We start from the raw sequence: 25,308 nt of genomic DNA, 5'->3' as shown, positions 1-25,308 counted from the left end.
GTGACTCCCTTGGGCGGTGCCGCTCGCTTCCCTCTTATTGCAACTTGTTCTCCACAGGAATTCAACATGCTTCTGTCCACTGTGAATCCGCCGACTGCTGGGTGCCGATGCATGGTTCATGCACGGCACTGTGTCTTTGGGATCGCATTATTGGGGCTGTTCGTTCACGCGGTTCCCGGAACGTTGAATGCCGCGGACCGGGAACGCCCGAACATTGTCTTGATCATGGCCGATGATATGGGGTTTTCGGACATCGGATGTTATGGCGGCGAGATCGATACACCTAACTTGGATCGTCTAGCCCGCGGCGGGATGCGTTTTCGAACGTTTTACAACAACGCGAAATGCGAGCACACGCGGGCGTCGATTTTGACGGGGCATTGGTGGCATCATGTGGGGGCGTCGCCCACGGTTCACTACGCGGACGAAACGTTTGGCGAGCGAATGCGGGCGGCCGGTTATCGAACGTTGATGACGGGAAAATGGCACGCCGGACAAACGCCATTTGAACGTGGATTTGATCGCTACTATGGACTAACCGATGGCTGCTGCAATTTTTGGAATCCCGGGCTTGCAAGGGATGGAGAGCCTGAGCCAGCGAAAAAGAAAGTACGTCGCTGGGCAATTGATGACCAAACGTTTTTGCCGTTTACACCGGAGTCAAAGGACTTCTACACCACGGACGCGTTCACTGATCATGCGATTGGATATCTTGATCAGTACCAGGACGAATCAAAACCGTTCCTGTTGTACCTCGCCTACACGGCGCCACACTATCCGATGCACGCCAGCGAAGAGGATGTGGCCAAGTATCGAGGAAAGTACAAAGCAATCGGCTGGGACCAGCTAAGAGAGCAGCGTTTTGAAAGACAGCAGTCGCTTGGGGTGCTGACCGTCAATGCAACGTTGTCACCACGCGACGAGCAATTGCCGGCGTGGGATTCGATCCCTGCCGATCAGCGTGACCACTGGGATCTGCGAATGGCCACCTACGCTGCGATGATTGATCGATTGGACCGTAACATCGGTCGCGTGCTCGCCAAGATTGAGCAGCTCGGTGAAGCCGAGAACACCGTTGTCTTTTTCTTGTCCGACAATGGGGCCAGCGAGGATTCGGCCGACCGATCGACTGTCGAAGGGGCAATGCCGTGGGAGGTCACCAGTTACTTGACCCAAGGCCGTGTGTGGGCCAATGCGTCGAATACGCCGTATCGCAAATACAAAACAACCGACTACGAAGGAGGAACACGGACGCCGATGATCGCGTATTGGCCCGGCAAGATTCAAGCGGGATCGGTCACCGATCATGTCGGTCATCTTGTCGATTTCACTCCAACCATGTTGGACCTGGCGAACGTCGACGTGCCCCGTGATTTGGCTGGTCACTCGCTTGTTCCCGCACTACGCGGTGAAGCGGGCGAACGTCCATGGCCGCTGTATTGGCAATTCGGCAAGTACCAAGCTATCCGCGATCGCCAATGGAAATGCATTCGTCGGGCCAATGGCACATGGGAACTCTACGATCTTCAGTTGGACCCCACCGAAATCGTTGATCGCGCGGCCGAGAAACCAGAGTTGGTCGAACAGATGGCGGCAGCCTGGCAAGCGTGGTGGGACACGAAGCCTCAATAGCATTCCGTCGCCCATCGCAGGTGTGGGGCCAACATGAGGGCGCGGGGGACCCGGAACCGATTCGGAGCCGAACGTGGGACGACGTAAAATGAGCGTGGGGCGACGTGAAATCGAGAACCGATGCAATTCGTTTTTTTCTGTCGGCCTTTCGTTCTTGCTGTCAGCCTTGCGCTGCACTCCCCCCGACGTTCGCCCGTTTGCCCACTCGCCCATTCACACGTTCGATTTCCGCTCGTTCGACGCTTCGACCCCTTGACGATTCCCCCGGCGACGCGAACGCGAGGACGTTCTCTCGATCTTTCGATTTTTTGCGGAACCTTCAGGGCAATTCTTGGGTTAATTCTTGAGGTAACCGGGGATGGTATCCCCAACAGTCGCTGAGACACTAAACTAAAACAAAGAAGACTCGTTCTCGTTCCTAATTATCCCAACAGGCTGGTTTGGCTGTAAGCGATTCGACCGCGATGCGTTATCAACAATCCGATCCGGACGTTCGTTTGATGCTGCGCGTTCGCGACGATGATGCGGGAGCGTTTGAGGAATTAGTGCGTCGGTATGAGGCAAGATTGGTGCGATTGATGCACACACTCGGACCGAGCCATGAATTGGCAGAAGACTTAACGCAAGAAGTTTTTTTGCGTGTCTATCGTGCTCGCAAACGCTATGAACCGGGAGCCAAATTTTCAACTTGGCTGTTTACGATCGCTGGCAACGTAGCGCGGAACTCGGCTCGCACGATGTCGCGTCGTCGCGAAGTGAGCGAAGTCGACGCGCCGCGAAGCCAAGATTCACCTAGTAACGCTCAATTGTTGGCGTCCACCGCACTGGACGCCAGCGGATTGATGCCGGCGCGTGTGAGCGAAGGCAGTGAACGAGCACAGATCGTTCGCCAAGCGGTCGAATCACTCAGCGAACGGCAGCGGATGGCTTTGATGTTGTCGCGATTCGAGAGCATGAGCTACGCCGAAATTGCCGAAACGATGGATCTGACGCCCAAGGCAGTCAAATCGCTGCTGAGCCGGGCGCGAGTCAACTTGAAAGAAATGCTGCAACCTTACATCGACTCGGGACTCATCCCCAAGGAGGTGGGACCATGAGTTTGAAACTATTGACCGATGATGCACCACTGGATCCGGACGACGAATTGCTCGTCGCCTATGTCGATGGTGAACTTGATCATGAATCACGTACGCAGCTCGAAGATCGTTTGTTGGACGACGAGTCGTTGCGACGACGACTGCAATCATTGCAGCAAGGGTGGGATTATCTAGACGATTTTCCTGCGTTGACGCCCTGTGAAAAATTGGTCGAATCCACGCTCGAGTTGGTCGTTTCGGATATCGTCAAACCGACCCCCGATCAATCAGCTCCGCGTGCAATCGTTCGTCGTTTTCGCTGGCCATTGATCACGGCGGGATTGTGTGTGTTGGGCGTATTGGGCGCTGCGGCGACGATCTATGGTATCCGAACATTGCACTACCAATCCGAGTTAGCAGATCTCGCCGTCGCCGAGAACATGGACGCCTACCTGGCGGGTCGTGATCTGCAGTTGATGCGTGATCTGGCGCTCAACGAATCATGGAGCAATATGGTGACGGCGATGAAGGACATCGGTGATTTGTCCACGCCTGAGCCGATCGTGTCGAATGTCGATCTATCCGAACGAGAAGATGTGATCGAAACGTTGACGTTGGTCCAGCGTTCGCAATTGGATTCAAACTGGAAGCGTTTCACTCGTTTGGAAGGACACGACCAGCAGCAGATTCGTGAGACTGCGGAACGCGTTCAAGCCGCGGCCAATCCAGATGTATTGCTGCAAACGATGCAGATCTATTCGGTGTGGCGAGAGACGCTCGCGAGTGACCTGCGTGACAAGATCGAATCGGATGATTTGGATCTGCGTCGCGAGGCAATCAAGCAAGCGATTGATCAGACTCAGTTGGCGATGTCGAAACGGTCCAGTTTGAATTTGTCGGACGACACCATCGAGCGAATCGCATTCGCGCTGCATCAAATTCTGAAGCAGCGTCTTAAAAATGACGATCCCGGCGTGACGCGGTTTGTCTCGCGGCTCAAGCAATTGGTCGATAGCGATCGAGCTGAGATGATGGCGATCGGCGCGATGGTATTTGGCGATAGCGGTCGTCCCGATGGCCGAGGTGGTCGGTTCGGTTTCGGCCGCGGCCCAGGGGGGCCGAATGGTCCCGGTGACCGAGGATCCTCGGGGAATGCCCCCAATGATCGCCCCGCCCCATTGACGTTGGAAGAGTTGTCGATGATCGAAATCATCCTCTCGGATGCCGACCGCGACGTGCTCGATTCGATCGCAGGCGATCCCCGCAATCCGATCATGGAAGGGGTGACGCTGCGTTATTGGGCCGAAGAAACGGTCCGGCGCAAGGCTTGGACTCGAAATGAAAACGAGACGACGTTGGTGGATCGCTACCAACAATTGGATTCGCGTGAGCGTGAGCTGATCGATTTATTGCCCGCAAAACAGGCGATCGATCGGTTGACCCCGTCCTACCGCCGCGGCCCCTAACCGCAAGTTTGCCGGTTGCGACTATTGGGTAGCATTCGCGGCGCGAGGCCCTGCGCCGCACCGCTATAAGAACGCCCGTTTCGTGCGAAAGTCGATGGCATTGGCCGTAAGGCACCGGGGTGTTGCGTGGGACCCGGCCGCTGACGCGTCGCGGCTCAATAAATCAACAAGCCGTTTGGTTCTGCAGTCACGCTCCGTTATGCTGCGTCGAGTTCGGCATAGGTGATCAAACGATCGCGGTCCTCATCCCAAAACTTCAGCTGCAGACAGCGGACTATGTCGCGAATTTTCAGCGACGTCTTCTTTGGGGTCTGCAGTGGAGGCAGGGCCTGCATCGCTTCGGGTAACCTGTAGAACGGGATCTTTGCGTTCAAGTGATGCACGTGATGGTAGCCAATGTTGCCCGTCATCCAGTGCATTAGCGGTCCCATCTCGAGAAAGCTCGAGGATTCCAGTGCGGCATTGGTGTAGCTCCACTCTTCGCCGTCACGGATCTTTGCACCAGGGAAATTGTGTTGAATGTAAAACAGGTACGTTCCCAAGCAGGTCGCGATCCAGGTCGGCAGTAAAAACACAAACGCCGTGGTCACCCATCCGCTAAACCAAATGCAGGCCGCGATAAATCCAAAGTGCAGCAGCATCGAAGTGAATGCATCCCAGTGCCGCCGCGGGTCACGATTGGCGGTGTAGATGCACATCCCATACAAGAACACCGGAAAGTAACCCAACAAGATGACCAATGGGTTGCGAGCAATGCGGTAGCTCAATCGCTCGAGCTTCGTTGCTTTGCGATAGTTCGCCGTGGTCATGATCGGAAACGAACCAAGGTCGGTACCGAACAATTTTGAATTGTGGTGATGGTGATGATCGTGCGAATGCTTCCACGCACTTGGCGGCGTCAGCATCAGATTGCCGTACACGCTCAAGATCAGCTTGGCCAATTTAGACCGAGTTAAAATCGTGTTGTGCTGGTAGTCGTGGTACAAAATAAACATGCGAACCAGCGTCAGCCCCGTCAATACACTGGCGAGCGTTCGCAACCAAAGCGGCTCGGTCATCCCGGCAACCGCGGCGAAAAACAGGACCGCCGCAAGTGTGCTGCCCAGATGCCACCAACTCTTGCCGCGATGTTCGACGGCAAATTCACGACTGGCAATCAATAGCTCGCGATCCAGACTTCGCTGATGAGCCGAGGATCGTGTTTCGTTTTCTTCGTCAACAGGCGGTTGCCACGATTCGATTTCCGTATCGGATTCAATGCAATTGGCACTCAATGGGTCTATTTCCTAAAGCATAGTTGCAAACGTATTCCGCCGATTTATTGGCCCAAAACGTTTCAGATGCGTGGTGCATCCAAGGGGCGATCGAGCTGGCAGCACGGTCGCGGGGTAGTATGTGAGCAAAACTGCCCAAGATCGACAACCACAACCCGCAGCCGATGGGGAACCAATCCGAAATTTGCGGCAATTAGTAGATAAATCCTGCGGAGGGGCGGGGACGTATTCACAGGAACTTCAACAAGCGTGCCCCCATGATGGCGGCGGTGGTGTCGTCAACGTGGTGGCGACAATCGGGCGACAACTGGGCGACAACAGTGCATCGGCAACGCGGTGGCCGATGGTGTCGCTGGCTTCGCCACGACGAGCCCGACGGTACTGGGGGCCGCCCCCCTCTGGCTTTATGGGCGACACGCTGAGGCATGTTCGAATAACTACTTTTCCCAAAATGGTGGCGAGTCGTATTCGTGCTGCAACGATCCACGCGATATCCACGCTCTGGCGAGCGTAGCTACACCGAATGCAAACGCCCCAATTGGCCGACTCCGACTGCTTCGCCGTAATACGCTGCGGCGTTACGAAGCCGATGTCGAGTGTCGTGCCCTGCGTTTCGCGTTGGCCTCGGCGATCATCGCAGTCAGCACAATCAGACAAGCCAATCCCAGCAGCTTTGCCGGTAGATCGCCAATGCGAACGTACAAACTGGTTCGATCATCACGGTTGGGTGTGGCAATGATCGCACCGTGGGTCCCCGAGGGCAATGATTCCACTACCCGGCCACAGCTATCGATCCACGCGGTAGGTCCATTGTTGGCCGATGACAAAACCGGTCGCCGCGTCCCCACCGCGACCAATTGCGCGCAACGTTGATGGTGTGCCAAGATGCTTGAATCATCAAACCATCCATCATTGGTCACCGTGACGAACACATCGCCGCGTTTGTTGTTTTTTTGTAAACGGCTCAGGTGATTGACCATGACCCGTTCCACAGCGGTTTCGATACAGACGCTCGGCACGATGGCGGTGTCGTCGACTGTAAACACCGTCGGCCCGTCGCCAGGCGTGACCCCCAAGCCAGCCGGGATCAACGATCGCAAACCGGGAATACTCGGCAGCAGCGGAACGTATTCCCCGAACATGACCAAATGATTTTTACCGTACCACTGACTGACCTCTGCTGCGGGCGATACGTGAACCATTCCGCTGTACGCGTGTGGTTGTTTGCCATATCGCACCACGCCACATCCCACTACCAAATGAGGTGATTGTGGCTGCGACGGAGCTTGGGCAAGTATGCGAACCAATTCATCGGCGCGGCTTCGAAAATAGTTTTGGTTCTGCCCCACCATGGCAACAAACGATTCGGGCGGCCCTTCGTATTGTTCGGGCACGGCCGCATCGGCTTCGACGATCATCCATGGCAATCCACCGGTGAACATCGATTCGGGCCAAACCACGACATCCACCGCGCGGTCGCTATGCTCGAGTGCCTCGATGCTTTGAGCGGCATAGTTTTGGAAAATTGACAGTTCACGCTCAATGTCTTGTTGGTATTCGACTTGTTCATCACGCTGGATTAGCGCGAACGTCGATAAGGGTTCGGTGACGGGTTGGCCGAGTCGGAATTGGCCATACATGAAACTGGCGCCGATGCATGCGACTGCCACCACACATGCGGCGATGGTGCCACCAACGGATTCGTCGTTAGCCGACTTGGCCGTGGATGATTTTCGCAGAACGAATTGCCTTGCCAAACGGAACAGCGCAACGTTCACCGAAACGATCACGAAGCTAACCCCGTAGGTGCCAAACAGGTCGGCGATTTGAATCATCACCGGGACGTTGGCAAGGGTGTGGCCGAGCATCAGGGCCGAGATGCCGGTGAGCATGTAGTTTCGCACGCACTCGAGTCCGACCCACATCGCGGGGGCCGACAACCACAGCGGAATTTTCCACCGTGTGCAGCGGCGGCAAAGGATCACAAACAGCGGTAGGTAGATACCGAGATAACCAGCCAATGCCAGCAGGCACGCGTACATGGCCGGATGCGCATGCCGGATGCCTTGCAGCGATACCAGCCAATACAAGAAAGACGCCAACCAAATCGCCCCGAAATCTCGCCGCGTGAACGCAGTCTGATCGAAAACGATCCACAATAGCGGGACCAAGCACAGCCACACCAACGGCCACAATCCAAGGGGGGGCTGGGCTAACCAGAGCATGGAAACGCCAGTTCCCGCAAGCAGGATGCGATTTCGGCTCGATTTGCTAGCGAGGCTGCCGTCTGCGGTCGTGGGGGGAATTGCATTCATGGGGGGATCTTAGTGTTTCCGCGGATGCAATTAAATTGCACTTTGCAATCTTGTGGCGTCGGGGGTGATGATGGGATCGGTGACCGATTCCGGTACAATCATGCCGCTGTCGCAGTGATGTTCCCTTCGTTTTTCCACTCTCGTGCTAAATCATCCGCAATGAAATCTCCTGAATTCCTTGGGCCATATCGAGTCGGAGAAACATTGGGGCGAGGCGGAATGGGAGCCGTCTACGTGGGAGTTCACGAGCACACGGGGGAAAAAGTAGCCGTCAAACTGATTGCAACCCACGTCGCCGACGAGCCTCGATTTCGACGACGGTTCAATTCCGAAGTGGAAACGCTAAAGCGACTTCGTCATCCAGGCATTGTGCGGCTGATCGGTTACGGCGAAGAGGATGGGCAGCTGTTTTATTCGATGGAATTGGTGGACGGGGAATCGCTGCAGCAGCGGATTCGGCGTCAAAAGCGAATCCATTGGCAGGCGGTGATCGACATCGCCATCGAAATTTGTGGCGCGCTGAAACATGCTCACGACTTTGGCGTGATTCACCGCGATTTGAAGCCAGCGAACTTGATCCTGTCGACTTCGGGGAAGGTCAAATTGGTCGACTTCGGGATCGCCAAGCTGTTTGGGTTTGGCGAACAGACGCTGGCCGGTTCTATCTTGGGGACCGCCGACTACATGGCGCCCGAGCAGGCGGACAGCAGCGGAGTTTCGGTACGCACCGATCTGTATGCATTGGGCAGTGTGATGTATGCGATGTTGACCGGGCGGCCTCCCTTTCCGGGCAAACGGACCACCGAGGTCATCGAAGCACTGCGGCGCGATCGTCCGGTGCCGTTGGAATTGATCGATTCGGAATTGCCCGAAGCGCTTTGCGAACTTGTCCATCAACTGCTGGAAAAAGATCCATCGGATCGCCCCCCGACCGCGCTGTCGGTGATGAATCGGTTGAAAGCGATGCGTGCGGGACTGCTGCGTCAGCAGACACTGCCGGACCATTCGATGCCGACCGCGCATGCGGTTCCAGAGCGAGATCAACCGCCAGCCAAGCCGATCGGCGAATCGACTGAAAAAACGGACGCGGGAGGCCACGACACGACGGGGTTGAGTGTCCATCCAATGACCGGTGGTCGACCGCCAAGCGAAGAAATTCGAACGGCGGATCTCGGCAACCCACCAGACTCTGAGCCGCCTGTCTCCGAGAACGCGAATCCGCACTATTCCGCCACCGTTGCTTCTCAGAATACCGTGGTCTCGGACCCGCCGACCAACGTCGAGGATGACGCCCAAACGCCCACCGATACCGTTAGCCGGTCCACCCATTTTCAGTCTGTCGACAGCGATCCGCAACACGCGTCGGAGCGTTCGGCCAGCGGATCGCCCGCCGAACACTGGAAGCAAGCGATCTCGATTTCGCTGATGACGGCAGTGCTGATTGCGGGCATGATCTTGTTCTTCAAAGCGGCCGAGCAGCCCACCGCCGACGAGCTGTATCAAGTCATCGCGGAACACTCCGAGGCGGAAAACCCCGGAGAAGCTCGGCTCGAGATGGACCAATTCATCAAACGATTTCCCGACGATCCTCGCTATGAAACGGTCAACCGTTTGCGACACTCGATCGATTTGCAGCGGTTGGTGAGACGGTTGAGTGTGCAAGCAAAGTTGGACATTTCGCCGCTTTCGGCTGCAGAGCAAGGTTTTTTGGATGCGATCAACGGCCGCGAACAGGATGCCGTCGGCGCCGCGTCGCGATTGACTCAGTGGTTGGCGATTTACGACACGCAAACCTTGCAGGAGGATAGGCCGCTTGCGGAGATGATCGAACTAGCGAAGCACGAAGTGCAGCTGCTGCGTGAACGTGCTCCGGTCGTGATTCACGACCCTCGCGCGGTCCAATTGCTCGATCGCATCCGCCAGACGGTCGAAAACGCACCGCCGCAAACGGCCCGCGAAGCGTTGACGGGGATCATTCAGTTGCACGCTGATCACGACTGGGCCGAGCCTGCGGTCGAAGAAGCCCGGCGTCAGCTCGAAAAGTTGCCGCCTCCTTCGCCCGCACGCTAGCGAGCTGAGCGGTCTGTGTTTTGCACCATCGGGGGGCGTGCCGCGTCCGCACCGCTGCCCCCCCAAGTCGATGGCATTGGGCGAAGGGCTGCTCGAATGAAATCAAAGGTTTCTTCGCTGCCCCAATCGGCGCTTCTCTGATTTCCGCATAGAATCCCACACACGCATCTCCATTTTGTTTCCCCTCATTGTTGTCAGGTTCGAATGTCCACTCGCCGCCGTGCCCGCGAGATTGTATTGCAGCTGCTTTACGAGGCGGACGTTAACGATCCCCGCTCTGATGAATCCGCCAAGCAGTTCATTCGCTCGCGTTTACAAGGACGCAAAGCGTTAACCGAGTTCGCCTACAAATTGTTGATGGGGACGCTCGAGCATCGTGATGATGTCGATGCCCATCTGAGCAAATTGGCCAGCCACTGGACGCTGCCTCGCATGGCGGTGACCGACCGCAATGTGTTGCGATTGGGGGGCTACGAGATTTTGTTTGGTGATACGCCGGGGCGTGTCGCGGTCAACGAAGCCATTGTTTTGGCAAAACGTTACGGCGACAAAAACAGCCCGCGATTCGTCAACGGGGTGCTCGACCGACTGTACAAAGAACTCGAAGCCAAGCAGTCCAAAGACTGACGCCGCGGTTGGCCACGGCTGACGCTTCGGCGTTGTCTTCGCGGGGCATTCATCGCGGGGCATTCATCGCCCCTCCACAGCGACGCTGCTTTTCCGGGTCGCTTCGCTTGTTCAGCTCGAGGCTTTTAACGCTCGACTGTTTTAGATTTCCGACGGTTCTAGAACTCGATCGTCATCTCGTCTTCGGCGAGCACGACGGGGCAATCGACGGCATTGCGGATCACATCCAGATCGACGGGATCATTGCACTGTTCAAGCGGATTGATGTGAGTGACCAACAATTTTTTGGGGCGGATCCGCTGAGCGACTTCGGCCACGCGGCTGGTCCAGCAGTGCCCGGTCTTCTTTGCCCATTCGGCCGACGCGTCACGAAAGTAGCACTCTTGCATCAACAGGTCACATGCTTGACCCCACTGAGCCATCTCGTCGCTCGTGTCACCAGTGTTGTCGGTGGCATAGACAAGTCGTTTTTGTTGTTTCTGCCACTCGATACGATAAGCCACGCTGCCGCCCGGATGATCCTGAGGGCGGTGTGAAATCATCGTGTCGCCGATTCGAAACTCATCAAGCGAATCAATCTCCATCCACTCGGCGTTGAGCGACGCGGGGAAGATCAAGTCGTTGAATAAGTGTTTGCGGACCGCATCGAGTTTGTCTTTTTCGCCCCAGATTCGGCAGGTCTTCACTGGGCTTTCAAACAGCACGTCCAGCAAGAAGGTCAAGCCACAGGTGTGATCCAGGTGAGCGTGGCTGAGCAGCACATCAAGCGAATCGGTCTGGATCAGGGGGGCCAAGCGAAAGACGCCGGTCCCGGCATCCAACAGCAGTCCTGATTCGGGCAGGAAGTAGCACGAGGTATGGCGATGGGCGTTGGGGTGATAGCCTACCGTACCGAGGCAATGAAGTTGCATGCTCGCCAATCCTCGCTCGGACCAAAAAATAAAGGGAATGGGGTAATCAGGGGGGCAAGTTGTAGCACCCAAGTATATCAGAGAGAAGCGTTCTCGGTTGGATTATCCCGAGCAGCGGATTGAGAGGCCTTCGCGATTGACAAGCGTCCAGCGGTGGCGGTCGAAAGCGAGCGACCGTGGTGCGTTCGTCGGCCACTTTTTTGGGCCAGTGGGATAGGGAAGTGAATTCTACTTTTTCATGCTCGCATCCACTTGCGATTCAAGGAAAATCGCGATATTGTTCTAGGGCTAATTCGCGGATGTGGCGGAATTGGCAGACGCGCTAGATTCAGGTTCTAGTGCCCGCAAGGGCGTGGAGGTTCAAGTCCTCTCATCCGCACTGATCGAAATCAAAGGGTTTTCGCTTGAGCAGCGAAAACCCTTTTTTCGTTTCTCTGGTTCGATTTTCTGGCCAATGGTGGCTTGTGCTGATGGGAAAGGACTTTCTGCGGTTTTGATCAACTTTGGTGTGCTACCGAAAATTTTTGGTAGTGGATCTTGCTAAAGATCCCGATGCGAGAGGATCTCTAACAAGATCGCAGGACAGCCAGCCCGAATTTCATCCATGATGAGTCATTGGTTCGATTCCGGAACCTGCTGGATCAGGTTGATCGATTTCAGACGAATGTAGGTACTGCCGCCTGCAAACATGGTTTCTTGAAACGTCTCGAATCGACCTTTGCGTTTACCGACGACAAACGGCACGCCTTCGATGTGAACGATCTTTGGATTTTCGATGGGGATGCCGGTGTCGGTCGTCGATGCTGCGAACACCCAGGTGCCTTCCATTTCAAAATCGGCCGGTATGAGGCTTTTCGGCGTCGTCGCCTGAGCTGGACGGATTTCTGGCATCGAAACCATGACCGAAGAGAGCACGATCACGCCGCAAGTGAGTGTGAAAAACTTTTTGATTGTCATTTTCGAATTCATTACATGAAGCTGGCTGTGTTGCATGATTAATCGCCGAACGCCAAGACAAGTCGTCGAGTGCAGCTCGCACTTAGGGCGAGAATATCGATCTGCAACCAGATTAGGACGCGGAAATCACCGCGGACCGGCAACTCGTTGCGTTACAGTCGCAATTTGTTGAAACATCTCCGCCCTGCCGCCGACAATCTGCACAACCACCGCAATCACGCGGCTCGTGACTCTAGACTCGAATCCCACCGAAGACGAACACAATGCCAACCGTCTGGAGACATTGCATCGCTGAAACGGTGTCAAATTGTTGAAAGTCGGCCACGGGGTCCTTGCCCGTTGCAAAGGGGCGGTGATTGATTTATGGCAGAGATTGGGTCACAATAACGCCGCAATCTGTCCCCTTTCTTCCTCAATCGAGCCTGCTACTGTGCCATACACCCGAGCTGTTTTCTGTTTAAATATCGCGTTCGCATTTGGAATTTCCTCGCAGGGAATTGCCCATGAGGGGCACGATCACGATCACGCGTCTGATGCGAAACACCCTGTCGTGGCGGTCGATCTGGCGACTGCTGAAAACACGTTTAATGCGAACGGCAAGACCTATCGCTGGGAGCATCGTCCTGAATTGGGCAAGCAGTCTGATGCGATGATCGCTGCGGCCAAGGGCGGTTTGCACAACAATGCTGATGTCGACCAGACGACCCACGAGATCGTGACGGTGGTTGCCAAACATGGTCTGGTAACGCTGGATGCCGAATTGAAAGAATGGAAATTGGTTGAGGATCAAGATTCGATCTTTGCCGGTGGCATGAACGCTCACGGAGCCGATTGCTTTGTAATGGATGGCCAATCGTATTGGGCGTTCGCATCGACCAACACTGGCGAAGTGGTTGTTTCGCAGCGTGGCAAGGTGGTCGCCAAATTGAAACAACCCAAAGGCACCGAGTTTGACAATCCGACCGTCAATTCGTATTTCGCTGCCGGTGGCAGATTCACTCCTTGCGATGTGGTTTACCTTCCTGAAGCAAAACGACTCGTCACCGTAATCGGCTATGCTCCGGGCGACTATGCATTGTCGGCCGAGTACCGTGACGGCCAGTGGCAATGGAGTGGTCCTGCGTGGGGCGGAAAGGAGAACGTGGGTGGCCCGTTCAACACCGCACACGGTGTTCAGGTCGCGAATGAGAGCGGCCAGGAGATTGTCGAAGTCGCCTCGCGTGCCCATGGTCGTGTCTACGCTTTCACCACCGGCGGCGCGCAGATCAAGGCGACGGGCGCAGAGAACAAGTATTACGTCGAGTTGCCCAAAGGCTCGAACCCTTGCAACATCTCGCATCACGGTTCGAGCATGTTTTTGCCGCTGCTGAATCCATTGTCGATGACCAACGGCGTGGCTCCCGTGTTGGTGATGGATGACGGCAAGCCCACTGGTTCGCTAATTCCCGCAACCTACGACGAACTCGAGTACATGCATCACATGCACGGATTCTGCCCCGTCGAAAAGGACGGCAAACTGTACGGCGTTGTCCTTTCATGGCCAAACGGCGGAGAAAACGCCAAAGGCAAACGAAACGATGGACGTATCGCGATCTTCGAGGCCGTAGCGCAGTAGAGCAAGGTGTCACACGCTGCACGGAAGGTGCAAGTGAGTATGTAATCCTAATCGATTGCCCCTGCTCGCTTGCACGTTGCAGCTTTGGTTCGGGGAGACCCGGCCGCTTACGCGTCGCGGCTCAGAGGATGTGAGCCGTTTGCCGTGAGGCATCGGGTCGAGCTTGCACGATGCAGCTTTGTTTTGGGGAGACCCGGCCGCTTACGCGTCGCGGCTCAGGGGGTGTGAGCCGTTTGCCGTGAGGCATCGGGTCTTGCTTGCACGATGCCGCTGTGGTTCGTAGAGACCCGGCCGCTTACGCGTCGCGGCTCAGAGGATGTGAGCCGTTTGCCGAAAGGCATCGGGTCGAGCTTGTACGTTGCAGCTTTGGTACGGCGGGACCCGGCCGCTTACGCGTCACGGCTCAGGGGATGTGAGCCGTTTGCCGTAAGGCATCGGGTCTTGCTTGTACGATGCAGGTCTGGTTCGGGGAGACCCGGCCGCTTACGCGTCGCGGCTCAGGGGGTGTGAGCCGTTTGCCGTAAGGCATCGGGTCGAGCTTGCACGTTGCAGCTGTGGTTCGGCGGTACCCGGCCGCTTACGCGTCGCGGCTCAGAGGATGTGAGCCGTTTGCCGTGAGGCATCGGGTCGAGCTTGCACGATGCAGCTGTGGTTCGGGGGGACCCGGCCGCTTACGCGTCTCGGCGCAGGGGGTGTGAGCCGTTTGCCGTAAGGCATCGGGTCTTGCTTGTAGGTTGCAGCTGTGGTTCGGCGGTACCCGGCCGCTTACGCGTCGCGGCTCAGAGGATGTGAGCCGTTTGCCGTAAGGCATCGGGTCTTGCTTGCACGTTGCATCTGTGGTTCGGGGAGACCCGGCCGCTTACGCGTCGCGGCTCACATCAAATCGCGGTGCTTGCGGTCTTGGGCTTCGTTGATGTAAATCACGCATTGTTGGATCTCTGATTCACTATGTAGGAATTCAATGTCACCTTTCCCTGTCCAGACTGGACGATCTCTCCAGATTGCAAATGTTCGGCGAAGTTCCATGGTTGCTTTTGCCTTCAATTGGTCTCGCACCACTTTGGGCTTGTACTCCGGCGCGGTGATGACGACATGCACATGATTTGTTCGCGCTGACGTCGTCCAGAGAGACCAGGGCCGAACATCGCAGATCTCATAAATCGCAGCTTCTGCAACTAATTGCATTGAGTCTTCAAGAAGAATGACATCGTGACCTAAGCGATCGCGGTGCCAAGTTTCCAAGTGAGGCTGAGCAAGTTGAGGCCCAACGCTGCGGTGCCTCCAGCCACGGGCGTCTCCGGGCAGGAAGGTGCCGTACACCGTCCACGTAATGAACAGCCCAAGCGGTGTCGTGTTCATGCAAATTGCCCCCAATCATGTTAAATGTATCACAGACGAGGGATGAGAGCCGAGTTGTATCGAAAGCATTTCCTAAAACGATGTTCAGAGGCTACCGTGGTACCCAGCCGCTAACGCGTCGCGGCTCAGAGGATGTGAGCCGTTTGCCGTGAGGCATCGGTTTTTCTTGTACGTTGCAGCTTTGGTTCTGGGAGACCCGGCCGCTTACGCGTCGCGGCTCAGGGGGGGTGAGCCGTTTGCCGTAAGGCATCGGGTCTTGCTTGTAGGTTGCGGCTGTGGTTCGGGGATACCCGGCCGCTTACGCGTCGCGGCTCAGGGGGTGTGAGCCGTTTGCCGTAAGGCATCGGGTCGAGCTTGTACGATGCAGCTGTGGTTCGGTGGGACCCGGCCGCTTACGCGTCGCGGCTCAGGGGGTGTGAGCCGTTTGCCGTAAGGCATCGGGTCGAGCTTGTACGATGCAGCTGTGGTTCGGGGATACCCGGCCGCTTACGCGTCACGGCTAAGGGGGGGGGAGCCGTTTGCCGTAAGGCATCGGGTCGAGCTTGCACGATGCCGCTGTGGTTCGGCGGGACCCGGCCGCTTACGCGTCGCGGCTCAGGGGATGTGAGCCGTTTGCCGTGAGGCATCGGGGCTTGCTTGCAGGTTGTAGCTTTGGTTCGGCGGTACCCGGCCGCTTACGCGTCGCGGCTCAGGGGGTGTGAGCCGTTTGCCGTGAGGCATCGGGTTTTAGCTTGCACGTTGCAGCTTTGGTTCGGGGAGACCCGGCCGCTTACGCGTCGCGGCTCAGAGGATGTGAGCCGTTTGCCGTAAGGCATCGGGTTTTAGCTTGCACGTTGCAGCTGTGGTTCGGTGGGACCCGGCCGCTCACGCGTCGCGGCTCAGAGGGTGTGAGCCGTTTGCCGTAAGGCATCGGGTCTTGCTTGCACGATGCAGCTTTGGTTCGGGGAGACCCGGCCGCTTACGCGTCGCGGCTCAGGGGGTGTGAGCCGTTTGCCGTAAGGCATCGGGTCTTGCTTGTAGGTTGCAGCGGTGGTTCGACGGTACCCGGCCGCTTACGCGTCACGGCTCAGGGGGTGTGAGCCGTTTGCCGTGAGGCATCGGGTTTTGCTTGTACGTTGCAGCTTTGGTTCGGGGAGACCCGGCCGCTTACGCGTCGCGGTTTTAGGGCGGGTGGTGAACATGAATACTGACCACGCATAAAAAAACGACGCGGGAGTTCTGCTCCCGCGCCGTTTGTGATCAGGACCATCAAGCAGAGCCGCGATTATCGCTTGCGGATTTCGATGATGTACTTCATCAAATCGTCGAACTCCTTGCGACTTCGCAATTGCCGGGTCAGGTTCTCGGGCATGATCGATACCTTGGACTCGACGACCTCTTCGATGTCGTCTTGCTTGATCTTGATAGGATCAGGCTGGGCAAGGTTTTGCAACACCATTTCGTCGTCGTTCTCTGCTACACGAACGCCGGTGTAGACGTTGCCTTCGACCGTCAACACGCTGACTTGGGCATAGTTCTTGTCGATCAGCTTCGAGGGACGCAGGATCGAATCGACCAGTTCTTCGGGTGTCAACTTGGTCTCGACTTTAGCCAAGTCAGGGCCCAGGCGAGCGGCTCCCTTGGGAGGTTCGTGGCAAGCGAAACAGGCCGCGCCGGATTCAAAGAACAACCTCTTGCCTCGCTGAACATTGCCGCGGGAAATGGCCGTCTTCGCTAGTTCGGCTGGCGATGCACTCAACAGCTCGGCTTCTAACGCCTCGTTCGAAAACTCTTTCGTTTCGGCACTTCCCGAGGCCAATGATGCTTCGAGCGGATGCTCGGCGAGCAATTCCTCGGGCTTCCAGAAAGTACTACGGTCACGGGTCTGTTCGCGAATCTTCTTCACGCTCGCCGAACTGACCGGTGCGGATTGGTTGCCCCATGTGTTGCGGACAAACGTTAAAACGGCTGCCAGTTCTTCGTCGTTTAACAACGATCGGAACGCCGTCATCGGGGGCACCCCTCGCGATGGGTCAAAGGTTTTTCCGTTGACCGTGATCTTGCCCCACAAACCGTGCAGCGTCGTTTTGATCAGACGCTCTTCGCTACCGTTGACCCACGGGCTGCCGACCAGCGAGGGATAGACATTCGCACTTCCTTGGCCATGGGTTAGATGGCAAGTCGCACAGTGTGATTCGCGTTGATAGACCTCCGCTCCTAATTTGTAAGCCTTTCGGTCGGCCCCTTTGAGGTGCTTCGGAGGAGTGAACTTGACGAATTCCTGTTCGGCAGCGGCCGCAAAACCGCTCGCTCCCTTGGCGTCCACGTTCTCCCAGAAATGCTTGACCGTCTTGGCTGCGACCACCGCGTGCTTGACGTCCGAACTTAGCAGCGTATTGAGCAGTTCTTCGTTTCGCACACCGTGTTGTTGGTGCAACCAGAGGGCTTCGAGAAGATGGTGGGCCTCGGTTTCATCGTTGGGGTCAAAGTCCTTGATCCACTGCTGTGCCGCGGCGATCACGGCGTCCGAGTCGCGAGCACTCAGTTCGACTCGGGTTCGGTGCCGAACTCCATCGACCGGGTGCTTCAGGTTTTCAAGCAACGCTTCGATCGGTTGACCGTCAATCGCAACCGGCTCTTGCAGTGGGCGACCCTTCGCTGTCAAGCGAAAGATGCGGCCGTGATGGTGGTCACGATTGGGGTCACGGATGTTGTGCTGCATGTGCCCGATGATGGCGTTGTGCCAATCGGAAACGTACAACGCACCGTCTTCGCCGACGACTGCATCGGTGGGGCGGAAATTGCGATCATCGCTGTTCAGCAATTCAAGTCCAGGCGTTCCCCAGACCTCTCCGAACGCACGGTCTTTGCCATTGCCCTCGCGGTCGAGCGAATATTGTTTGACACCGAGGAAACCGATCGTGTTGCAGATCAGGAAATCGTCCTGCAATTCTTCGGGAAAGTGCGACGAGGAAAGAATGGCATTCGCCGCAACTGGACGGAATTCCTTTGTCAGCAAGGTATGCATTTTGAATCCCTTGCCTTCGGGACGCACTTGGTAGGATCGGCCACCGGTGCCATCGTTTGCATAGCAATAACCCCAGCGATCAAAGCTGGTGCCGTGCGGGTTCGGTGCATTGGCGGCGTGAGGCGTGATTGCAAACGTACGAGGGTCGAAACGGTACATGCCCGAATCGCCGATGTGCAGGTTTTGCTTCCAAGGCGTTTCGTGGTTGTGCACCAAGAAAATTCCGCTTTGCCAATAAATCCCGCCGTCGGGACCGTAGATCAAGTTGTTTGCGGCGTGGTGGGTATCGGAAGTTCCCAAACCTTGTAGCAGCGGGTATCGCACGTCGGCTTTGTCGTCGCCATCGGTGTCCTTCAAAAACAACAAGTCTGGACCCGAAGTGACGATGACGCCGTCGTTCCAAAATTCAAACCCGAGCGGGTTGTGGACGTGGGCAAAGATCTTGCGAACGTCGGCTTTGCCGTCTTTGTCGGTGTCCTCGAGAATCATCAGGCTGTCGTTCATCTCCTTGCCTGGTTCCCACTTCGGGTAGGTGTTCCAGCTGGCAACCCACAAGCGTCCTTTGGAGTCGACTTGCATTTGCACAGGATTAGCAAGGTCCGGAAATTGAACTTCGGATGCGAAGACGTTCAATTCATAGCCTTCAGGAACATTGATCTTTGCCAGCGATTCTTCGGGGCTTAGGTAATCAATGCTGCCTTCTTTCGCGGCGCTCGAGCTTTTGCTGCCGCCGCCAACGTTGGAGATGACTTTCACGGGAGGCGGGACGTTGCTGTCGTCGACCACGTGTTTTTTACCTTCAGCCGCCGCCCAAATCGCCTTGTCGCGATTAGCGGTCATCACGTCCAACATCACCAGTTCGTGCTTGAGCACGTCGGCGTTACTTTGACCATCGACAAACGTCAGCGTCGATCGACTGCCCCAGATGTCGTTGCCGTCGGTGGCGCGATATCGATTGTGCCAATGCCAGTTCTTGTCTTGGACCGTGGCGTAGATGTCGGCAAGTTGATCTTTGGGCGGTGCCGGTTTGTCAAGCAACGCTTGCGAGATGATACCGCCAAGTTTGTAGTATCCTTCGGCGTTTAAATGGATGCCGTTGATCGTGTACGGTTCCGTCGTGGACGCGAACAACTGCATCGTCGGGGTGAACAAGTCGACGAAGGTGACACCCGCTTCGGCCGCAGCTTTGCGAGTCACTTCGGTGTAGAGAGCCAGATTCGCATTCAGTTCCGTTCCCTCGGGAAGATGCCGGTTGCCGGTGTTTTGATAGGCAATGGGGCTGAACAGAACGAAGCGGAGTTCCTTTCCTTTCTCGCGTCGCAACGCGGTGTATCGCTGGACCAATTTCACCAATTCGGCTTGATAAGCATCCGCACCACCGAGGCCCGCGAAGGACTCGTTGTATCCGTAGAAACTAAAGACAACGTCCGGGGCGACGTGTTGCAGGTACTCGTCGTCGTTGGTGAACCCCTTGCTGCGGGGTTTTTGGTTGACCATGTCACCGGAAAAACTCATGTTGCGGAAGCGGACATTCATCCCCTTCAAATGGCTCTGCAGAATCGTTTCGACCCACGGAGCATGCTGCATTCGGTCGGCCAGGCCGTTGCCGTAAATGGCAACCACATCATTGGCTTTGAAGCTAAACGGCGTCTCCGCTTTCGCCGACGGAGCCGCGATCACCGATGACAATATGGCGGTGATCAAAAGTATAGGTAATGGCGTTTTAAGCATGGCAAAAAAGCTGCGATTCATTTTCTCGATGTCGCTTAATTTTGGCTGGGTTTTTATGCGAACAAGGTCGCACAATGACACAGTGGGCAAGGAATGGTGCGGTTAACGGGGCGTTCCCCAACGGTAGGTAGGACGATTGTAACCTAGATGCCTACGAAGCGAGAACTCGATTTACCCTTGATGTTGATTCTTAGCGGGTTTGACGGTCCGATAGGCCGTTTATGCGGAGGCACCCGGCGGTAGTCCCTGCGGAGATGGATCGCGGGATCGCCGTCGCCAAGGGCTTTTTCTGCAGCAGGGCGACGCGGGATTGATCCGTTTGTAGCCGGGCAATGGTTCGAATCAACCCAAGTGCCCCATTGTTGAGACTGTGTCATTGTCGTTTTTCCGTGGGCGAGTCGCCCATCGTAAACGGAGTCTATTTTGGCCCCCTCTGCGGGACTGGTTTGCTCGATGATGATACCGCAATAGTGTCGTTTTTGTCCTGAGCGGGGGGCTGATCGAAGTGGACAGCATTAGGCGGGGGGCGGCGGTTTGGTTATAAAGCCGAGGGTGTTTTCCGGGGCACTGATGTCAACGCACCGTGGTGCTGTGCTTTTCACTCATTTAGCCGTTTCCATGATCACGACATTCGATGAAGCCTACCAATTTGTGTTGAAGCAAAAGGTTTGCACGGTTTTCGGCAGCAAAGACTCGCCTTACCCCTCGTTGTGGGACCACACGGGATTGTCCGAACAGAAACCCAGCGGTGGCGGATGGAGTCCAAAGGTGAAGGCCGTATGGGACTGGAAGACGCGGATTCCCCAGACCTATCCCGATACTGTGTTCTATGGAAAGGTCCCTGGCGGCGATGCGGTGCTGATGGAGATGCAGCATTTTCGCAATGTGCACTACCCGGTCGCATTCAAGCGGGTTTGCGAATTGGATCCGCTGTCCCAGGACGTGTATGAGCTGATCCGGTTGGAGCCCGATTACACCGGCCCGCTTCGCAAGCGAGCGATCACGCGATTGGGATGTACGAAAAGCCAGTTCGATTCGGCGCTCAAGAGGTTGCAAGTGAGTCTGAACATCGTCCGCTCCAACGACCCGAAACTGAAAAACGATTTCTGGTTGCCGATGCGTGAAGTTCACTTGGACATCGTGAGCCAGTACGAGTGAAAATGGGGTGGACCGCGGTTCGTTGCCTTGCCGAAATCGCCCATGACGTTGGGATCGACGCTAGGCTGATTGGCGTTGCAGTGGCTGCAGCATTTCCGTGAGGGTGCGGTCAAGCGACGAGGGGGCTACCCGCAGGTGCCCATCATGCGACGATTTTCGAGCGTTTGCTTGGTCGACAACCAAGTACCGGTAGTCGAGTTGGGACGCCGCGGCGAGCGAATGAAAACAAGGCACGCTGAACGTCTCGTCGCCTGTGATTTCAAGCACCTGGGATCCCGGTGCCATCATCAGGATATTGGTCAGGCCCGCGCCATGGTTCGTCACCACCGAGTGCGCCCGAGAGAAAATCCGTAGCTGTTGTAGCCAACTAAGGTCTTCGGCCACCACCGTGGCGAAACCGTGTTCGGCTAAGATCGGCAGGATGTCTTGCTCGTTTTCGATGCGTCGACGTTTGGCATTGCGGCGGCTGATATAGATCCGTGTGCTATCGATTCGCCTAGGTTGCGGCGAAGAACCGTCGGTTTCATTGCACTGAGCAATCTGATCCAAGAACCGTTTTCGTAACGCGTGGATTATCGGCGGACGGACATTGCCGCAAGACGCGACGTGCGAAGGGATCGTTAATTCACGGCAGCGGATTCGCTCGAATCGATGCAAAAATCGAACTTCTTTCAGCTCATACGTAAGCAGCGATTCCGCCACAAACCTCATTCGCCGGAGCTGTGCCGGCAACAACAGGGTTGTCGATGGAAGGTCGCAATGCATCGCCGCCAATTCGAGTCGCGGCAAAGTATCGCACATCCAGTGGTAGTAGTTGGAACACCAGTTGTCGGTAATCCAGAGCGCTGGCCTGTCGAGTGTTTGCGGCCGGCTGAGGCATGCTTCGATCGCTGCCTTCGCCGGTCCGTGTCGACGATACCAGCGGTCTAAGCACGGCGTTGCCGCGAACGATTCGGCAATGGGACGGCCCTGTGAAAACACCGGACCGCGTCCTCGGACTTCTGCGTCTTGATAGATCTCGATCTTGGGATGCGTCAAACGTTCATGCTGCAGTTCGACGAAACGATCGCGATGACGGGGATCCAAATTCGAAGGAAGAGGCCGCTCGACGATTTCACCCGATAGAGGCGTCTCATACTCTCGAATCTTCACGTTATCCATCCAGGGGGGCTATGCAAGGCGGCTTCGCACGCGGGCAGAATTCCTTTGTCACCCGGGCCATTGCTTCGTGCAGTCTGCGGCTAGCGCAGTGTATGGCTAGCATAAACAACCGGTTCTGCGGCCTGTATGTATCGTTTGTCGCGTGACCGGTTCAAGACCAACCTGCAAGCCTCGTGGGATTCTCTCGTTTCTTTCGCAAAACCTCCTCTAAAGCAACCGTTCGAAAACAGATTCGTCATTTCGATATGTTTCCCGAATGACACGAACCCTGCGGTGGCGTTTGGCCGTTCCGCTAGAGCGTTGCTGGAATGCGCGTAGCTCGGCCGTCCGCTTTGGAGGTAATGGACGAGACAACGAGTCCCAGCGACTCAGTGGCACGAAGGGGGTACGTAGCCTCGTTCACGACAAAGAAAACACGTCACCCGCGTGATTTGTCACAAAACTCGATTGCCGATGTTATTTCCGAATCGTTCCTAAATCGCTTTATGCCCGCGTTTTGTGTGATCGCGTCGCGAAGCCGCCGGGACTTCGCGACGTGCGATTTGGTTGTCGACTCATTGGGCTGCCAAACCGGCCAGCGGTGGCTGGGGCGTCGCGGTCGCCGCACGACTGGTGACTGACGGTTTGTCTTCGTCCGCCGCCGTTTTTTCGTCCGGCTGAGAAACAACGAATTCCATCTCGGTGTCGGCCGACGTGGATTGAGGAACGCGACGATTCAACACCACGCGTTCCGACACCGGTTTGCCGTCGCGCGCGGTGACTTGGACCTCTGGGAATTTTGATTCGACTTGCGACTTGGTCGCGCAGTGCATGACCAACCATTTCTCAGGCATGCCCCCTGCTGAAAAAGGACCGCTTGCTTGGTTCAAGACGTAGACGTCATACGTCCCATTGTTTCGTTTCCAAGCACGCAGGTTCATCGTTTTGTTGCGAAGTTCACAGGTCAGCACGTTTTCACAACATTCATTGATGGGCACGCATAGCGAGAACGTACAGCCGGGCAGACAGGTGATCGCACGTTTGCCAATCTCGACACACCTGTGTGTTTTTGAAATGACGTAGGGCACTTTGGTCGGTGCTTGGAAATCGATCTTTGTCACATAGCAATTCGTTTCTTCATCGATTCGCGGGATGCGGCCAATGATTTTCACGTGGATAGGAGTTTTGCTGCAGGTGCGTCGGTCGCAGTGATGGCTCATCCGGATCTCACAATCCAAACAATGATTGCAGTCGCAGTTGCAGGGGTAGTGTCCACAGTGCGAACAAGGGTCGTGATGGTGGCACGTGCAGGGGTAGTGTCCACAATGGGAACAGTGTGGGTGGTGCGAGTGGCAGCGGCATGGGTAATGTCCACAGTGTGTGCATGGCGGATGGACGACATGACAATGCCCATGCGGATGTGGCGTGCTGGGATGCCCACAATAACAGAGCGACGGTGAGTGATGGATCACTGGCGGTGGCAAAATGGTGCGATAGGTCGGAACTGTCCAGCATGTCGGTTGCGAATGAATGATCCGGTGACCACCGAAGTGTTGGGCGTTGGCACTGGTGACCATCAAAACAGAGAGCCCCAGTAATGGAGCCAGAGTGCGAAACAGAGTCATTGCTTGGTTTCCTCGGTACCGGGTAACGAAATCAACGGAAGTGCCAACCACCTACGGCGCTGTTTCGATCTTAAGACGTTGGTTCGGCAGAACAACGGAAGCCGACCGGGCATGCAGTGTTCGATACTAACCCGATGGCTGCCCCCAGGGCGTCCCATCGCTGTACCACGGTTTCACAATGACTCGCCAACCACGGCGACGACTCGCCAGCCACGACGGCAACGGGATCATTCCGAGACGCTCGGGCGTTGCGGGTAATGGACTCCCCAGAAATCGATGGCCCAACGCTCCAGGACGTAGCGATAGGGCAACCATCCATAGCCATGCTCGCCCCACTGGTCGCCCCAGCCGCAGCGGATTCGCAAGGCACCTCGCAGTTCAGGCCGCGGGGCATTTTCGACAAAATCGTCGTCGTATCCCATCGCGATGGCTGCGGTCCCGCCCAAAATGCCGCTGCGATCGTGTTCATGGGGGATCCAGCTGTGAGTGGTAAGGCAATCGGGAACCGAAAATCCAAACAAACAAGGAGCTCCTGATGCCAACCACTGTTTGATCGCAATCAAGGTGTCGTTCGCTGAGCTGGAGCGATCGTCGATGCGATAGAACTTCAAATTCGCATAGTCGCCGCGGAATGCAAACAGCATCGGGTCCGTGGGAAAGTCCGCTGCGGGGGAATTCGATGGCCACATCGGTTCGGGAGGGGCGCCGAAGCGAACCAGCGTCTTGAGCGTCGCCCGTAGACCGACTCCCATCACACCGCCGCCTCCCTGAGTTCGAATGGTCATCTGGTGCAAGAATTTGACACTGCGGTTCAGTGGGATGCCACGCCACCGTCGGCTGAGCCAATCGACCAATGACAAGCTCATCACTGCAGCGGTCGAATGATCTGGACCGTCGTTGCGTGGATGCAGCTGCAGTGTTTCTTCGTCCAAAATTTGTGCAGCCGGCAATCGCGAAGTGGCCAAAAAGTCCGGCAGTGAATTCAGCGGGCGGGCGAGTGTTGGCGGGGACGGTGTTGTTGGGGCGAGTGTCGCGGGACGGTTGGTTAAGATGCCCTGGGTGAACGGAAAGTCTCGCGGATCGGTGATATCGGGACACCAGCCAAACGCCTCAGGAGTAAATGATGTCATTGACCGCACCTTGTCGTTGACAGCACCGTTTCGTTGCCGCGACTTGTCATGGCTGTCTCCCTCCATTGCACCTGGAATGGCTATTGAACCGACGAGTGCAAGAATTCAATACGTACAGCGTGGTGAAGCCATCAGGTTGCAAAAAGAAGCAGCATGGTTCTTGATTGCGAAGAGATGAATCGAGAAAGCAAGCTCATGCACCCGTGTGCCTTGAC

General features: G+C 56.3%; 17 protein-coding genes and 1 tRNA gene. 8 read left to right on the top strand and 10 right to left on the bottom strand.

The annotated features are described in order from the left end of the window. The first annotated feature begins 225 nt into the window (after positions 1-225). From ABEA92_RS26590 to ABEA92_RS26580, 3 genes are all read left to right on the top strand, one after another. Positions 226-1,632: an arylsulfatase gene (locus ABEA92_RS26590; RefSeq protein WP_425572509.1), complete on the top strand. Its 1,407-nt coding sequence runs from the start codon at positions 226-228 to the stop codon at positions 1,630-1,632. Between the two features lie 464 nt (positions 1,633-2,096). Beyond that, positions 2,097-2,729 (top strand): RNA polymerase sigma factor, encoded by a 633-nt coding sequence (locus tag ABEA92_RS26585; RefSeq protein ID WP_345688076.1) that lies wholly within the window; start codon positions 2,097-2,099, stop codon positions 2,727-2,729. Then, positions 2,726-4,174, top strand: coding sequence for an anti-sigma factor family protein (locus tag ABEA92_RS26580; RefSeq protein ID WP_345688024.1), 1,449 nt, complete (start codon positions 2,726-2,728; stop codon positions 4,172-4,174). Before ABEA92_RS26585 ends, ABEA92_RS26580 begins: the two co-directional genes overlap by 4 nt. Positions 4,175-4,371: 197 nt before the next feature. Here the strand turns inward: ABEA92_RS26580 and ABEA92_RS26575 are convergent, their stop codons facing one another. The 3 genes from ABEA92_RS26575 to lnt form a co-directional block, all read right to left on the bottom strand. After that, on the bottom strand, positions 4,372-5,448 hold the full coding sequence (locus ABEA92_RS26575) for a fatty acid desaturase family protein (protein WP_345688022.1): 1,077 nt from the start codon (positions 5,446-5,448) through the stop codon (positions 4,372-4,374). Positions 5,449-5,688: 240 nt separating this feature from the next. Then, on the bottom strand, positions 5,689-5,865 hold the full coding sequence (locus ABEA92_RS26570; RefSeq protein ID WP_345688020.1) for a hypothetical protein: 177 nt from the start codon (positions 5,863-5,865) through the stop codon (positions 5,689-5,691). A gap of 161 nt (positions 5,866-6,026) precedes the next feature. Continuing rightward, positions 6,027-7,763: an apolipoprotein N-acyltransferase gene (gene lnt, locus ABEA92_RS26565; RefSeq protein ID WP_345688018.1), complete on the bottom strand. Its 1,737-nt coding sequence runs from the start codon at positions 7,761-7,763 to the stop codon at positions 6,027-6,029. 159 nt (positions 7,764-7,922) lie between these two features. Here lnt and ABEA92_RS26560 point away from each other — a divergent pair, with 159 nt between their 5' ends. Then, positions 7,923-9,833: a serine/threonine-protein kinase gene (locus ABEA92_RS26560; RefSeq protein ID WP_345688016.1), complete on the top strand. Its 1,911-nt coding sequence runs from the start codon at positions 7,923-7,925 to the stop codon at positions 9,831-9,833. 204 nt (positions 9,834-10,037) lie between these two features. Continuing rightward, a complete protein-coding gene (nusB, locus tag ABEA92_RS26555; protein WP_345688014.1) occupies positions 10,038-10,460 on the top strand; it encodes a transcription antitermination factor NusB in 423 nt (140 codons plus the stop codon). Positions 10,461-10,618: 158 nt separating this feature from the next. On the opposite strand, the gene ABEA92_RS26550 is transcribed toward nusB, so the two are convergent. Continuing rightward, complete coding sequence (locus tag ABEA92_RS26550; protein ID WP_345688012.1) at positions 10,619-11,371, bottom strand: MBL fold metallo-hydrolase; 753 nt, start codon at positions 11,369-11,371, stop codon at positions 10,619-10,621. A gap of 295 nt (positions 11,372-11,666) precedes the next feature. On the opposite strand from ABEA92_RS26550, the gene ABEA92_RS26545 reads away from it, so the two are divergent. After that, a tRNA-Leu gene (locus tag ABEA92_RS26545) sits at positions 11,667-11,750 on the top strand. A 233-nt stretch (positions 11,751-11,983) separates the two neighbouring features. On the opposite strand, the gene ABEA92_RS26540 is transcribed toward ABEA92_RS26545, so the two are convergent. After that, positions 11,984-12,328 (bottom strand): hypothetical protein, encoded by a 345-nt coding sequence (locus ABEA92_RS26540; RefSeq protein ID WP_345688010.1) that lies wholly within the window; start codon positions 12,326-12,328, stop codon positions 11,984-11,986. Between the two features lie 430 nt (positions 12,329-12,758). Here ABEA92_RS26540 and ABEA92_RS26535 point away from each other — a divergent pair, with 430 nt between their 5' ends. Then, the gene (locus tag ABEA92_RS26535) at positions 12,759-13,943 is read left to right on the top strand and encodes a hypothetical protein (protein ID WP_425572505.1); all 1,185 of its coding nucleotides are present in this window, start codon (positions 12,759-12,761) and stop codon (positions 13,941-13,943) included. Positions 13,944-14,816: 873 nt separating this feature from the next. Here the strand turns inward: ABEA92_RS26535 and ABEA92_RS26530 are convergent. Beyond that, entirely contained in the window at positions 14,817-15,302 is a 486-nt protein-coding gene (locus ABEA92_RS26530; protein WP_345688008.1) for a transposase, read from the bottom strand. Positions 15,303-16,566: 1,264 nt separating this feature from the next. After that, the gene (locus ABEA92_RS26525; protein WP_425572504.1) at positions 16,567-20,040 is read right to left on the bottom strand and encodes a PVC-type heme-binding CxxCH protein; all 3,474 of its coding nucleotides are present in this window, start codon (positions 20,038-20,040) and stop codon (positions 16,567-16,569) included. Between the two features lie 618 nt (positions 20,041-20,658). Between ABEA92_RS26525 and ABEA92_RS26520 the strand changes: the two genes are divergently transcribed. After that, entirely contained in the window at positions 20,659-21,198 is a 540-nt protein-coding gene (locus ABEA92_RS26520) for an AlkZ-related protein (protein ID WP_345688004.1), read from the top strand. A 60-nt stretch (positions 21,199-21,258) separates the two neighbouring features. Here ABEA92_RS26520 and ABEA92_RS26515 read toward each other — a convergent pair whose 3' ends face one another. The 3 genes from ABEA92_RS26515 to ABEA92_RS26505 all read right to left on the bottom strand — a co-directional run bounded on the left by ABEA92_RS26515 (position 21,259) and on the right by ABEA92_RS26505 (position 25,093). Beyond that, positions 21,259-22,350, bottom strand: coding sequence for a glycosyltransferase family 61 protein (locus ABEA92_RS26515; protein ID WP_345688002.1), 1,092 nt, complete (start codon positions 22,348-22,350; stop codon positions 21,259-21,261). A gap of 563 nt (positions 22,351-22,913) precedes the next feature. Beyond that, a complete protein-coding gene (locus ABEA92_RS26510) occupies positions 22,914-23,558 on the bottom strand; it encodes a hypothetical protein (RefSeq protein ID WP_345688000.1) in 645 nt (214 codons plus the stop codon). 632 nt (positions 23,559-24,190) lie between these two features. Next, a complete protein-coding gene (locus ABEA92_RS26505; protein WP_345687998.1) occupies positions 24,191-25,093 on the bottom strand; it encodes a C1 family peptidase in 903 nt (300 codons plus the stop codon). Positions 25,094-25,308 lie beyond the last annotated feature (215 nt).

This window comes from Novipirellula caenicola (assembly GCF_039545035.1).
Taxonomy (GTDB): Bacteria; Planctomycetota; Planctomycetia; order Pirellulales; family Pirellulaceae; genus Novipirellula; species Novipirellula caenicola.
Note: the sequence above shows the minus strand (reverse complement) of the source record. Positions and strands in the feature narration are given on the sequence as shown.

What these genes read in the sequence shown, in the direction of transcription:
- nusB (WP_345688014.1), top strand. Translation starts at nt 10,038, where the DNA reads ATGTCCACTCGCCGCCGTGCCCGCGAGATTGTATTGCAGCTGCTTTAC.
- ABEA92_RS26580 (WP_345688024.1), top strand. Translation starts at nt 2,726, where the DNA reads ATGAGTTTGAAACTATTGACCGATGATGCACCACTGGATCCGGACGAC.
- lnt (WP_345688018.1), bottom strand. Translation starts at nt 7,763, where the DNA reads ATGAATGCAATTCCCCCCACGACCGCAGACGGCAGCCTCGCTAGCAAA.
- ABEA92_RS26540 (WP_345688010.1), bottom strand. Translation starts at nt 12,328, where the DNA reads ATGACAATCAAAAAGTTTTTCACACTCACTTGCGGCGTGATCGTGCTC.
- ABEA92_RS26525 (WP_425572504.1), bottom strand. Translation starts at nt 20,040, where the DNA reads ATGCTTAAAACGCCATTACCTATACTTTTGATCACCGCCATATTGTCA.
- ABEA92_RS26505 (WP_345687998.1), bottom strand. Translation starts at nt 25,093, where the DNA reads ATGACATCATTTACTCCTGAGGCGTTTGGCTGGTGTCCCGATATCACC.
- ABEA92_RS26530 (WP_345688008.1), bottom strand. Translation starts at nt 15,302, where the DNA reads ATGAACACGACACCGCTTGGGCTGTTCATTACGTGGACGGTGTACGGC.
- ABEA92_RS26520 (WP_345688004.1), top strand. Translation starts at nt 20,659, where the DNA reads ATGATCACGACATTCGATGAAGCCTACCAATTTGTGTTGAAGCAAAAG.
- ABEA92_RS26560 (WP_345688016.1), top strand. Translation starts at nt 7,923, where the DNA reads ATGAAATCTCCTGAATTCCTTGGGCCATATCGAGTCGGAGAAACATTG.
- ABEA92_RS26590 (WP_425572509.1), top strand. Translation starts at nt 226, where the DNA reads ATGGCCGATGATATGGGGTTTTCGGACATCGGATGTTATGGCGGCGAG.
- ABEA92_RS26510 (WP_345688000.1), bottom strand. Translation starts at nt 23,558, where the DNA reads ATGAGCCATCACTGCGACCGACGCACCTGCAGCAAAACTCCTATCCAC.
- ABEA92_RS26550 (WP_345688012.1), bottom strand. Translation starts at nt 11,371, where the DNA reads ATGCAACTTCATTGCCTCGGTACGGTAGGCTATCACCCCAACGCCCAT.
- ABEA92_RS26585 (WP_345688076.1), top strand. Translation starts at nt 2,097, where the DNA reads ATGCGTTATCAACAATCCGATCCGGACGTTCGTTTGATGCTGCGCGTT.